12 protein-coding genes are annotated in these 12,231 nt (G+C 52.8%); 9 read left to right on the top strand and 3 right to left on the bottom strand.

Going from position 1 to position 12,231, the window contains the following annotated elements:
* Positions 1-34: 34 nt before the first annotated feature.
* From CHL74_RS00560 to CHL74_RS00530, 7 genes are all read left to right on the top strand, one after another.
* A complete protein-coding gene (locus CHL74_RS00560; RefSeq protein ID WP_094879180.1) occupies positions 35-733 on the top strand; it encodes a DUF554 domain-containing protein in 699 nt (232 codons plus the stop codon).
* A gap of 260 nt (positions 734-993) precedes the next feature.
* Positions 994-1,950: a phosphatase PAP2 family protein gene (locus CHL74_RS00555; protein WP_094879179.1), complete on the top strand. Its 957-nt coding sequence runs from the start codon at positions 994-996 to the stop codon at positions 1,948-1,950.
* A 95-nt stretch (positions 1,951-2,045) separates the two neighbouring features.
* Entirely contained in the window at positions 2,046-2,633 is a 588-nt protein-coding gene (locus CHL74_RS00550) for a DUF4294 domain-containing protein (RefSeq protein WP_254923184.1), read from the top strand.
* A gap of 166 nt (positions 2,634-2,799) precedes the next feature.
* Positions 2,800-4,464, top strand: a complete 1,665-nt coding sequence (locus tag CHL74_RS00545; RefSeq protein ID WP_094879177.1) for a putative transporter — start codon at positions 2,800-2,802, stop codon at positions 4,462-4,464.
* A gap of 23 nt (positions 4,465-4,487) precedes the next feature.
* Positions 4,488-4,961, top strand: coding sequence for an RNase H family protein (locus CHL74_RS00540; RefSeq protein WP_094879176.1), 474 nt, complete (start codon positions 4,488-4,490; stop codon positions 4,959-4,961).
* Between the two features lie 241 nt (positions 4,962-5,202).
* Positions 5,203-5,682 (top strand): Lrp/AsnC family transcriptional regulator, encoded by a 480-nt coding sequence (locus tag CHL74_RS00535; RefSeq protein WP_094879175.1) that lies wholly within the window; start codon positions 5,203-5,205, stop codon positions 5,680-5,682.
* Between the two features lie 131 nt (positions 5,683-5,813).
* A complete protein-coding gene (locus tag CHL74_RS00530; protein ID WP_094879174.1) occupies positions 5,814-7,571 on the top strand; it encodes a membrane dipeptidase in 1,758 nt (585 codons plus the stop codon).
* Between the two features lie 219 nt (positions 7,572-7,790).
* Here the strand turns inward: CHL74_RS00530 and CHL74_RS00525 are convergent, their stop codons facing one another.
* Genes CHL74_RS00525 through CHL74_RS00515 form a run of 3 tightly spaced genes read right to left on the bottom strand, consistent with a single transcriptional unit; the run spans position 7,791 to position 10,493 of the window.
* Entirely contained in the window at positions 7,791-8,798 is a 1,008-nt protein-coding gene (locus tag CHL74_RS00525) for a M28 family peptidase (RefSeq protein WP_094879173.1), read from the bottom strand.
* A gap of 5 nt (positions 8,799-8,803) precedes the next feature.
* Complete coding sequence (locus CHL74_RS00520) at positions 8,804-9,226, bottom strand: SufE family protein (RefSeq protein WP_094879172.1); 423 nt, start codon at positions 9,224-9,226, stop codon at positions 8,804-8,806.
* Positions 9,227-9,236: 10 nt separating this feature from the next.
* The gene (locus tag CHL74_RS00515; RefSeq protein WP_094879171.1) at positions 9,237-10,493 is read right to left on the bottom strand and encodes a peptidase U32 family protein; all 1,257 of its coding nucleotides are present in this window, start codon (positions 10,491-10,493) and stop codon (positions 9,237-9,239) included.
* Between the two features lie 115 nt (positions 10,494-10,608).
* Here CHL74_RS00515 and CHL74_RS00510 point away from each other — a divergent pair, with 115 nt between their 5' ends.
* Positions 10,609-11,676, top strand: a complete 1,068-nt coding sequence (locus CHL74_RS00510; RefSeq protein ID WP_094879170.1) for a hypothetical protein — start codon at positions 10,609-10,611, stop codon at positions 11,674-11,676.
* An 87-nt stretch (positions 11,677-11,763) separates the two neighbouring features.
* Complete coding sequence (ndk, locus tag CHL74_RS00505) at positions 11,764-12,225, top strand: nucleoside-diphosphate kinase (protein WP_094879169.1); 462 nt, start codon at positions 11,764-11,766, stop codon at positions 12,223-12,225.
* Positions 12,226-12,231 lie beyond the last annotated feature (6 nt).

The following is a 12,231-nucleotide window of genomic DNA, read 5'->3' as shown; positions in this document are numbered from 1 at the left end:
AACGTTTAACGAAAAATCTATTACTTACCCCAACATGTTCGCAATCATTCTTAATGCAGTAGCCATCTTTATTGGTAGCGCCCTTGGAGCCTTGTTTCAGAGAGGCATCAGCGAGAAGTACGTAAATGTGCTTAACACCGCTATGGGACTTTGTGCCATCACCTTAGGTATGAACGTCGCCATAGAAAGTATGCAGAAAACACAGTATCCAGTGCTCTTCATCTTCTGTCTGTCCATTGGCGGACTCATAGGAACTCTCCTCAAGATGGACCAGCGCATGGAAAACGCCACACGAAGCATCTCGGGATCTAACCTCGGAGAGGGCATCACCACCGGTGTGCTGCTCTGCTGCGTCGGAACGCTTGCCATGATGGGCCCCGTGATGAGTGCGCTTTACAACGATAACACATATCTTATGACCGCCGCCACGCTCAACTTCGTAACTGTCCTCGTGCTGGCGTCGTCCTACGGTTTCGGCATCGCGCTCGTCGGTGTGGTTGTCTTTATATGGATGTCATCCATCTTCGGCTTGGCACTCCTTTCGCGCGACCTCATCTCCGAAGAACTCATCTGCGAGGTGTCGGTAGTGGGTGGTATCCTCATTGCCGCTTCGGGCTTGGGCATATTGCACATCAAGGACTGCAAGACCATCAACCTTCTCCCCGCACTCTTCATGCCAATGGTGTTCTTCGCTGTAAGAGCATTACTCGCCAATTTAGGCATCCACTTCTAAACAGGAAGTTAAGTATATATTGCCTTAGACGGCGAAACAACGAAATTTATCTCTAATTTACGAATTTTGGCTGTATTCAAATCCAATAATTCGTTACAGATAAGATTCTTTGTTTCGCCGTCTAAGGCAATATTTTATTCGTTGCTTCCGCGTCTGAGCGTAATTATTTTGTTTGTTCTGCCTGTTTGTGAATATCCTTTGTTGTATTTGCGCTGTCTGAGACTTTTTTGCTAACTTTGCAACTTTATAACCAACAGATTATGAACAAGAACAACACTATAATGACGATGGCTTTGAGCCTTGTCATGACACTCCTCTCGCTTAACGCCAACGCCAAATCCTATGACGAGGGCTTCGCTGCCGACACGGTCAGCACAGCAGCAGACGGTTTTGACTATGAGGGCGACTCGCTTTTCAGCGCCGCTGACTCCGTTATCAACGAGAAGACAGTAGCTGCGGACACGGCTGCCGTGGCTACATATCCTTACGGCGGGGCTGCCGAAAATCTGGACAGCGCCTTCAGTTACGATCCTTACAAAGACAAAGAAGACCCGACACACCACTTCCGTGCAGCCGAATGGCTGATTCCTGGAGGCGTGGCAGTCTTCGGCGCAATCTGCGTGAACGCTTCGTGGGGAAAGAATCTGCGCAAGAATCTGCACAACACGTTCTCGCAGAAAGGACTGAACAAGACATCCATCGACAACTACATGCAGTACGCCCCGGCTGCGCTGACGCTCGGACTGGGACTCTGTGGCGTGAAAGGACAGCATGCCTTCAAGGATCGCGCCATCATAATGATGATGTCTTACGCAACGATGGCAGCGGTGGTGAATGTGGCTAAATATACCTTTAAGGAGAAACGCCCCGATTCGTCATCGCGCAACTCGTTTCCGTCAGGACATACCGCCACGGCTTTCGTGGGCGCAGAGATGCTCTATCAGGAATATCGCACCACCCATCCGTGGATAGGATACACGGCTTACGGACTCTCTGCAGCCGTGGCTTACCTGCGTATGCACAATGACCGCCACTGGGCAAACGACGTATTGGCTGGCGCTGCCGTGGGCATGCTCTCCACAAAGTTCGCTTACTGGCTCTATCCCAAACTCTTCCGCAAGTCGGACTGCAGCAAGCGCATGAAGCGTACAGCATTCTTCGGCATGCCGTATTATCAGGACAAGGCAGCCGGAGTGAACGTTGCAATGGTGTTCTAAGCTAATTCAGCACGTCAATTAAAACAATAAAAGCTATGCTCAAACGAATAAATACCATACTTATGATGACCGTCATGCTGCTCTTCACGGCATGTATGACGGCGGCTGCACAGGACGATGTCACCTCTGACGACAGCGAGGTGGGCTCAGACTCGCCTGTTTTCGTGCCGATGGTGAAGGTGGGCAAGGCGCTTGTCGATAACGACAGCATACAGTACGTGGAGCTTAACACGCTCTATGTCTACCCCAAACTGACGTTCAAGGACGAGAGACAGCGACAGGCATACAACCGACTGGTGGCTAACATCAAGAAGGTATTGCCCATCGCCAAGGAGGTCAACTCCATCATTGTGGAGACATACGAATACCTTCAGACGCTGCCTGACAAGAAGTCGAAGGACGAACACATGAAGCGCGTGGAAAAAGGCATACGCAAGGAATATACGCCGCGCATGAAGAAGCTGACCTATTCGCAGGGCAAACTGCTCATCAAACTGGTATATCGTGAGTGCAACTCGTCGTCATACCAGCTCATCCAGGCATTCTTAGGTCCGATCCGCGCCGGCTTCTATCAGGCTTTCGCCTCGCTCTTCGGCGCTTCGCTGACGAAGAAGTACGATCCGGAGGGAGTGGACAAATACACGGAACGCATTGTAAGACAAGTGGAAGCAGGTCAGATATAAGTCTGTATCTGACTGGACATAAATTATCTGTTACGGCATTTTGCGAAGTTAGTTTTTATTACTGGTCCGTATCTCGTTTTTTATCAGTAACTTTGCAAAGCCGTTGTGTACGGCACTCAATAGCTAAAAACACAAGAAAGTAAAAAGAAAGTAAAACAAAGAAGATATGGACTGGATAAACTCCCTCTTCATCGATCACACCCCCGTGCAGACATGTTTCCTCCTTTCGTTGATTGTTTCGATAGGCGTCTTCATGGGAAAAGTTCGAATAAAAGGTATTTCGCTTGGTGTGGCCTTCGTCTTCTTCATGGGCATCGTCGCTGGTAGTCTCCACCTCGAAGCCGACCCCGGGATGACAAGCTTCGCCGAAACATTCGGACTATCCATTTTCGTGTATGCACTCGGACTGCACGTCGGACCCAACTTCGTGGGACTGATGCGCGATGAGGGCATAGCGCTCAACCTATGGGGCTTCGCCATCATCCTCCTCGGAACGGTTATGGCTCTGGTGCTCTGTCTTGTTACGGGCATAACCATCCCCGATATGGTCGGCATCCTCTGCGGTGCCACCACCAATACGCCTGCTCTCGGTGCCGCACAGCAGGCTCTTATCTCCGCACACGTATCGAGCAGCGGCGCCGCACTCGGCTGTGCCGTCACTTATCCGCTCGGTGTAGTTGGCGTCATCTTCGCTATGATATTGCTTCGCAAGACCCTTGTGAAGCCCGAAGACCTCATTCCGCACAGCCACAGCGACGAGGACAATACGTATATCGGACAGTTCGTGGTGGTAAATCCTGCCATTGTGGGACTGACCATCGCCGAAATAGCGCAGACATCACAGCGCCACTTCATCATCTCGCGCATCTGGCGAAACGGCAAGGTTATCGTGCCGATGGCGCAGACCGTCATGATGGAGAACGACAACATCCTCATAGTCACCACACGTGACGAGGTGCCGGTAATGGACATTCTCTTCGGAAAACACGTGGAGAAGGATTGGAACCGCGACAAGATTGACTGGAACGCCATCGACTCCACCGTCGAGAGCCGCGTCATCGTCATGACACGCACCAAGCTCAACTCGAAAACGCTCGGCTCGCTGCACATGCGCGAGACCTACGGCGTAAACGTAAGCCGCATAATGCGAGGCGACATCAAGCTCCTTGCCACCGACTCGCTCCACCTCCAGTATGGCGACCGCCTTACCGTGGTGGGCACACCGGAGGACATCGACCACGCCGAGGCGTTCCTCGGCAATGCTATGGGCAGACTGAACGAGCCTAACCTCGGCGCCATCTTCTTCGGACTGCTCATGGGTCTGGCTCTCGGAATGATACCAATCAGCCTGCCGGGAATGAGTTCGCCGGTGAAGCTCGGCATCGCCGGAGGTCCTATCATCATGGGTATCATCGTCGGTGCTCTCGGTTCGCGTCTGCGCGTTATCACCTATACCACACGTTCCGCATCGCTGATGCTTCGCAAGCTCGGACTCTCGCTCTATCTTGCCTGCCTCGGTCTCTCAGCCGGTAAGGACTTCCTCTCCACCGTGGTACGTCCCGAAGGACTCATGTGGGTGGGCATCGGTCTGGTGCTTACCATGCTGCCGCTGCTCATCATCGGCGCCGTGGCATTGAAGACCAAGAAGTTCGACTTCGGAACCATCTGCGGATTGCTCTGCGGCGCCATGGCAAACCCTATGGCACTCAGCTACGCCAACGAGACCATCAAGGGCGACCGCGCCGCCGTAGCCTACACATCGGTTTATCCGCTCGGCATGTTCATCCGTGTGGTAATAGCGCAAATCATCATCATGACGTTGGTTTGCTGACGCATAAACATTAAAGACATCGCATGACAGACAATATCATCAATCCCCCTGACTACCGCAACGACACCGTTCTGCCGCTTCCTATGGAGGTGACAGCAAACGCATGGGCGGTGGACGCAGCCTGCTCCGGCAATCCCGGACCGATGGAATATCAAGCCATCGACCTCGCCACCGGAGCGCAGGTCTTCCATTTCGGACCCGTTCACGGCACCAATAACATAGGGGAATTTCTCGCCATAGTTCACGCCCTCGCCCTTCTTGACCGTCAGGGCGTCACCGGAAAGACAATCTATTCCGACTCGCACAACGCCATTCTATGGGTGCAGAAGCGCCAATGCAAGACCAAGCTGCTGCGCACACCGCAGACCGAACAGCTCTATCAGATAATTGCACGCGCCGAAAACTGGCTCCGAACACACCAGATAAAGAACCATATCGTGAAGTGGGAGACAAGGAAATGGGGAGAAGTGCCGGCGGATTTCGGAAGAAAAGGATAGCGTGCAGCAATATGACGCTGCACGAATTAGGAATTTTGAGTTATTCCGCTGTGTGCGTATGTTAGTGACAATATTTGTTTTTATGACGATTCGCGTTACCTCAATAATTGATAATATTCAACCATTCCGCTGTCATTTTGTGCAATAATTCAAAAATCGTTGTTCACTTTGTTGTATATCTCAATAATAATGGCTAATTTTGCTGACAAATTGTAAAGGATAAACATAAAAACAAAAAGGAATGGATAAGATAGACAATCTTGACAAGAAAATCCTCAGCATCCTCTCCAAGAACGCACGCATTCCGTTCAAGGACGTAGCGGCTGAGTGCGGAGTATCGCGCGCTGCTATTCACCAGCGTGTGCAACACCTCATCCAGGGCGGCGTAATCACCGGTAGCGGTTTCGACGTCAATCCGAAGAGCATCGGATACACTACATGCACCTACGTAGGTCTCAACCTCGAACGTGCCAGCATGTACAAGACTGTGGTGGAACGTCTGATGGACATCCCTGAAATCGTGGAATGTCACTTCACCACCGGTCCTTACACTATGCTTATCAAGCTCTATGCCCGTGACAACGAGCAGCTCATGGACCTCCTCAACAGCAAGATGCAGATGATTCCGGGAGTGGTCTCTACAGAGACTCTCATCTCGCTCGACCAAAGCATCAAACGCGAAATTCCAGTACACATGGAAGATATGCTGGACGAGGAATAATGAGGCGCACACAACAAGACATCCAAAAGACGCGCCCTGTAAGGGCAAAAGTAAAGGCGTGACACACTGACGTGCCGCTCACTTTTGCGCTTACAGGGCGCTTTGGCATTTATATACACACATATTATAATATGAAGACATTCTCCTTAGAACAACATCTGAAAGCCGTTTACGGTCAGGCACCGAAAGAATCGAAGCGCCCCGTAATCGGCATTACCACCAATCATAGCGGCATTGACGTCACCGTACGCGAACTCTACCATAACCAGATAGTCAAGGCGGGCGGCACTCCACTTCTTATTCCGCCAATAGACGACGCGGATGTCATCCAGTCAACGCTGGAACGCGTGGACGCAATAATACTGACGGGTGGCGCAGACGTCAACCCGCTGTGGGCTGGCGAACAGCCTTCCACCAAGCTGCATCACATCAATGCCGTTCGCGACCTGCCTGAACTGATGATAACTCGTCTGGCATTCAACCGTCAGATACCCATTCTCGGCATCTGTCGCGGCGTGCAAGTGCTCGCAATGGCGCTCGAAGGACGCATCCATCAGGACATCTCGCACATCGCCACAAACTTCCAGCACTCGCAGGACGCTGACCAGTCGGAACCTACGCACAGCGTGGATATAGAGAAGGACTCTGTGCTGCACGACATCTACGGGACGGAGAGCCTCTTCGTCAACTCGTTCCATCATCAGGCGGTGGCTGCTGCAGGGCCTCATTTGCGCGTGGTGGCAACGTCGCCGGACGGCATCATCGAGGCTGTGGAGAGCAGCGAGCACAAGGCTGTAATGGGCGTTCAGTGGCATCCTGAGTGGCTCGGCGACGAAGGACAGCCCCTCTTCAAGTGGCTTACCAAAGAGGCAAGTCTCTATCGTGAGGCACGACGCTTCCAGGAACGCCACCTTACACTCGACTCGCATTGCGACACGCCGATGTTCTTCCCCGAAGGAATAGCCTTCGAGCAGCGCGACCCACGCATCCTCTACGACCTCCATAAGATGACGGAAGGTGGAACTGACGCCGTGACAATGGTGGCGTATCTGCCGCAACCGAAGCCGGGAGAGACGTTCGCAGAGATAGCTCCGTTCCCCGTCAGCGGACCGAAAGCGTATGCTGACCTTATCTTTGACAAGATAGACGAGACGGTGCTGAGAGACAAAAGCCTTATTGCTCTGGCACGAACAGAGGAAGACCTTTGGGCTAACAAGCGTGCAGGAAAGAAGTCGCTCATGATTGGCATAGAGAACGGACTTGCCATTGAGGACGACATACGCAACGTGGAGCATTTCGCTCGACGCGGCATTGTGTATATAACATTGTGTCACAATGGTGACAACCAAATATGCGATTCCGCCAAACGTTCCGCCAATACTCACGGCGGCGTGTCTGAATTCGGAGCGAAGGTCATTGGCGAGATGAACCGCTTGGGACTGATGGTGGACCTTAGTCATGCGGGTGAGAAGTCGTTCTACGACGCGTTGGAAATATCAAAGACGCCAATCGTATGCTCTCACTCCAACGCCAAGGCGCTGTGCGACGTACCACGCAACCTTACGGACGACCAGATGAGGGCAATGGCTAAGAAGGGTGGCGTATGCCAGATAACGCTCTACGCCGGATTCCTGCAAGCAGAAGGCAAGGCTTCTGTCCTCGATGCCATGCGCCACCTGGAGCATGCCATCAGCATAATGGGCATAGAACACGTCGGTCTGGGCACGGACTTCGACGGCGACGGCGGCGTACCGGGACTTGCCGATGCTTCAGAACTAATAAATTTCACTAAGGAACTGCTGCGCCGCCGATTCTCAGAAGAGGATATGGCAAGAATATGGGGTGGCAACTGGCTCCGCGTGATGCGCGAGTGCGCAAAGCGCAATTAGGAGTTAGAAATTGATAGGCAGGGCTTTGACAGTTTGTTTTTTCCGCTTATGGGCGCGTGCTATGCACAAATAAAAGGCTTTACATTAGGTTGTCGAGAACGGGTTCTCGTAAGACCTAATGTAAAGCCTTTTATTTAAATCCGATAGGATTTGCGCCCATAAGCGGACTGTGGAAAAAGGTTTTTGTCAAAACTCCTAATTCAAAATTCAAAAATTAGATTATTCCTCAGAATATAGAACCTGCAATACTGTTTGTCCTACTGCCTTGAGCACGTTGGGGTCGATGTTTTCCATCGTGTCGTTCACGGTGTGCCATGTCGGACCGAACGAACTTTGCTGGCAGTCGGGGAAGAAGGGAACGATGTCGATGCAGGGGATGCCTGCCTTCTCGTTTACGGGAACGTGGTCGTCTGTGAGCATGCCGCCGTCCTTCATCGGGAAGAACGAACCATAGCCGATGCCGGCAGCGGTGCGCCATACCTTGTTGACTATCTCGGCTGCATACTGCTTGGAAACGCCCTCCTGATAGAACTTAGAGCCGGCACCGCCAACCATGTCGAGCAGGATGCCGTAACGTGCCTCGTAACCTTCCGGCAGGTGCGTAGCCCAATGCTGTGCGCCGAGAGCCCATGTGTCGGCATCGTCAGCCACGTCAGCCCACTGCGGTGTGCCCCAGTCCTCGGCGTCGAAGCAGACAAAGTCTACTCCCACTTTCAGCGTTGTGTCTGACTGCAAGGCTCGAGCTATCTCGAGCATCACAGCCACGCCGCTGGCTCCGTCGTTGGCAGCCATGACGGGCTTGCGCCAGTTGGTGGAGTCGGGGTCGTTGTCAGCCCAGGGACGGCTGTCCCAATGGGCGCAGAGGAGGATGCGCGTGGTGGCTTCAGGACGGAATCGTGCGATGATGTTGCGGGAGTGGAGCGTGGTGCCGTCCCATCCCTTCACGTCAGCATCCTGAGCCTCAACGGTCATGCCGTAGGAGGCAAACTTCTTCATTATCCACTCGCCACACAAGTCGTGGGCACGTGAGTTCATTGTGCGTTCACCGAAAGCACACTGTGCAGCGGTGAATGCGTAGGCAGAGTCGGCGGAGAACGTCGGGCCTACAAGGGCTATGGTGTCCGCCTCAGCAGCAGAGGTCTTTGCGGAATTCTTGCAGGAAGCGCAAGAGCAGGCAAGGACAACTGCCACAAACATTGCCACGGACGAGAAAAAGAGCTTCTTCATAATCTTTAGTGCTTGCTTTCGTAGGCTAAGGCGTACATCTTTATCTGCTTAACCATAGCCAAGAGGCCGTTGGAGCGGGTCGGTGAAAGATGGTCCTTCAGACCTATGCGGTCGATGAAATAGAGGTCGGCGTCAAGGATTTCCTTGGGGGTGTGGTCGCTTAAAACCTGAATGAGGAGAGCAATGATGCCCTTTACGATGAGGGCGTCGCTGTCGGCGGTGAAGACGAGATGGCCTTCTTCGGTCATGTCGCACTGCACCCACACACGGCTCTGACAGCCGTCGATGAGGTTCTGCTCTGTCTTATACTTGTCTGCCAGTGGCTCAAGCTCGCCACCAAGGTCGATTAACAACTGGTATTTGTCCATCCAGTCGGAGAAGTCCTGAAACTGCTCAATGACTTCGTCCTGTGCTTCATTTATTGTCATGGTTATTCTTTTACTTGTTCTCTACTTTCACTAACTTAAACAGCTTGTCGCTGGGGCGTATCTTTCCGGGGACGCGGAAGGAGACGTGCTGGCCTTTCCGGGCTGTCTCTACGGGCTTCAGCTCGTAACGTATCTCGTCTACGTCTACGTACATCACGCCGGTGGTGGGACCGGTGATGAGAAGGCGGTCGCCTACGGAGAATTCGCATGCCTCACACGTAAACTCTGCTACGCCGAGCTTTGAGAAATACTTTACGCCACGACCTACGTACACCTTCTTCTCGGTGGCGTTAGATCCGTAGTTGCTGTTCCATTCTCCCAAGGTCTGACCCTGATAATATCCGTCCCAGAAACCGCGGTTGAAGACGGTGGCAAGACGCTCGTCCCACTCGTCCTTGCGCTCCTCGGTGAACGTGCCGTCAAGGACAGCTGCAATGGCTTCCTTATAACACTTCACTACGTTATATACATACTCGGCTCCACGGGCACGACCCTCAATCTTGAAGACACGAACGCCTGAACGCATCATGCGGTCGATGAAGCGGATGGTCTTCAGGTCCTTGGGCGACATGATGTACTTGTTGTCAATCTCGAGCTGATGACCCGTCTCGTTGTCCGTGACGGTGTAAGAGCGGCGGCAGATCTGCATACACTGACCGCGGTTGGCGGAGCGTCCGGTGTTCTCAAGGCTCATATAGCATTTGCCGCTGACAGCCATACAGAGGGCGCCGTGGCAGAACATCTCGATGCGGACGGGGTCGCCGTTTGGTCCGACGATGTTTCGCTCCGAAATCTGAGAGTGGATGTAAGCCACCTGGTCCATGTTAAGCTCACGCGCAAGCACAACCACGTCGGCAAACTGAGCGTAGAACTCCAGCGCCTCGGCGTTGCTGATATTGAGCTGTGTGGAGAGATGCACCTCCACACCCTTCTTCCTGCAGTATGTCATCACAGCCACGTCGGAAGCGATGACAGCCGAAATCTTCGCCTCATAAGCGGCATCTATGATGTGGTGCATAAGCTCCACGTCCTCGTCATAGATGATGGTGTTGACGGTAAGATAACTCTTCATGCCGTGCTCGGCGCACGTGGCAGCTATCTCACGAAGGTCGTCGATGGTGAAATGATTGGCTGAATGCGAACGCATGTTGAGCTGCTCCACACCGAAGTAGATGCTGTCAGCACCTGCCTGGATGGCAGCCTGAAGACTCTCACGCGACCCCACCGGAGCCATCACCTCATAATCCTTTATTGTTGTCGTATTCATATCTTGGTGTAAATATATATCTAAATGTATACCAGATTGCAAAATTACTCATTTTTAGGCAGATAACATAAATATAAATAGTAACTTTGCTTAAGACAATATACATTAACCATTCATGAACATCAATTTTCTCCACCGCACAACCATCATAACCCTGCTCTTCACAATCCTTTCCACCACAGCCAACGCCACTGACTGGTTAGGACGGATAAGCGACGATATGCCCGTATGCCGGCTCTCCATTCCCGGCACGCACGACGCTGCTACGGGAGAGGGATTCATCGACGCCGATACGCTTGCGGGCAACTACATAGCACGCACGCAGGAACTGACGCTGGCGAAGCAATGGGAGGCTGGCATACGCGCCTTCGACCTCCGTCCAGACCTCGCCACCGACTCATTGGGCATGCAGAAGATGACGGTGTTCCACGGCGAGTTTGCCACAAACACCACGTTCTCCGCCGTGATAAGCATGCTGCGCGACTCGCTCCGCGCTCACCCGTCGGAGTTCGCCATCATCATTATGCGACACGAATCGTCGCCCAACCGCGAAAGCAGCCATTGGGCAGACCGCATGGACTATATACTGGCGCTCAACAGCGACCTCCTCGTCGACTTCCGTCCTGACATCACCGTGGGACAGTTGAGAGGACGCATACTCCTGCTCTCGCGCGACAAGTATGACAGCGTGCCGCACGGAGCATTCGTTGAGGGATGGCGTCACGACGGCATCATCGACACCGCCAACCCTGCCACCATACAGGGATGCACGCAAAAGGGCAGCCTGCTCGTTCAGGACCTCTACGACACCAGCCAAGAAGCGGACATGGAGGCGAAAACCAAAGCCATGCAGCAGCTCTTCCTCCTCGGAACACGCAGGAAAGCGGACGAGGCAGGACGCTATACGTGGATGATAAACCACACGTCAGGATATTGCATCACGTCAACGGAATACACCAAAGAACCCGTATCCACCACGGAGGGATATCGCGCCAACGCCGCCAAGACCAACCTTCTCATGGCTAAGCTCTTGGAGGAACGCACAGCGGAAGGACGACGCGGCGGGGCAGGAATAGTGATGATGGACTTCGGCGGCACAGACCGTTCGGGCTGTCAGGACGTCTACGGACAGCGCCTCGTCAACGACGTTATCAAAAACAATATTTTCTCGTCTAACGAATGATATCCACGGCAAAGTGACAGCACAAAGAAAAAAAATCGCTAACTTTGCAATAACACTGAATCATCACACTTTTAAAAATACCATAATATGGAAAGAACATTGTTGCTTTTAAAGCCTTGCACAGTACAGCGCCGTCTTATCGGCGAAGTGATCAACCGCATTGAGCGCAAGGGTCTGCGCATCGTCGGAATGAAGATGATGCAGCTGGACGACAAGATACTCAACGAACACTACGCACACCTTACCGAACGCCCCTTCTTCCCGTGGCTCATCGCCTCAATGAAGTCGGCTCCGGTTGTGGCAATGTGCGTGGAGGGCAACAGCGCCGTGACCGTTGTGCGCAACATCGTAGGCGCTACGAACGGCAGAAAGGCTGCTCCGGGAACCATCCGCGGCGACTACTCGATGAGCGGACAGGAGAACATAATACACGCTTCTGACTCACCTGAGACAGCAGCCATCGAGATGGAGCGATTCTTCCGTAAGGAGGAAATCTTCGAATATCCCGACCCTCTGCACGACTATATGTACGCACCAGACGGCGACTAATATCTA

This window comes from Prevotella sp. 885 (assembly GCF_002265625.1).
Classification (GTDB): Bacteria; Bacteroidota; Bacteroidia; order Bacteroidales; family Bacteroidaceae; genus Prevotella.
Note: the sequence above shows the minus strand (reverse complement) of the source record. Positions and strands in the feature narration are given on the sequence as shown.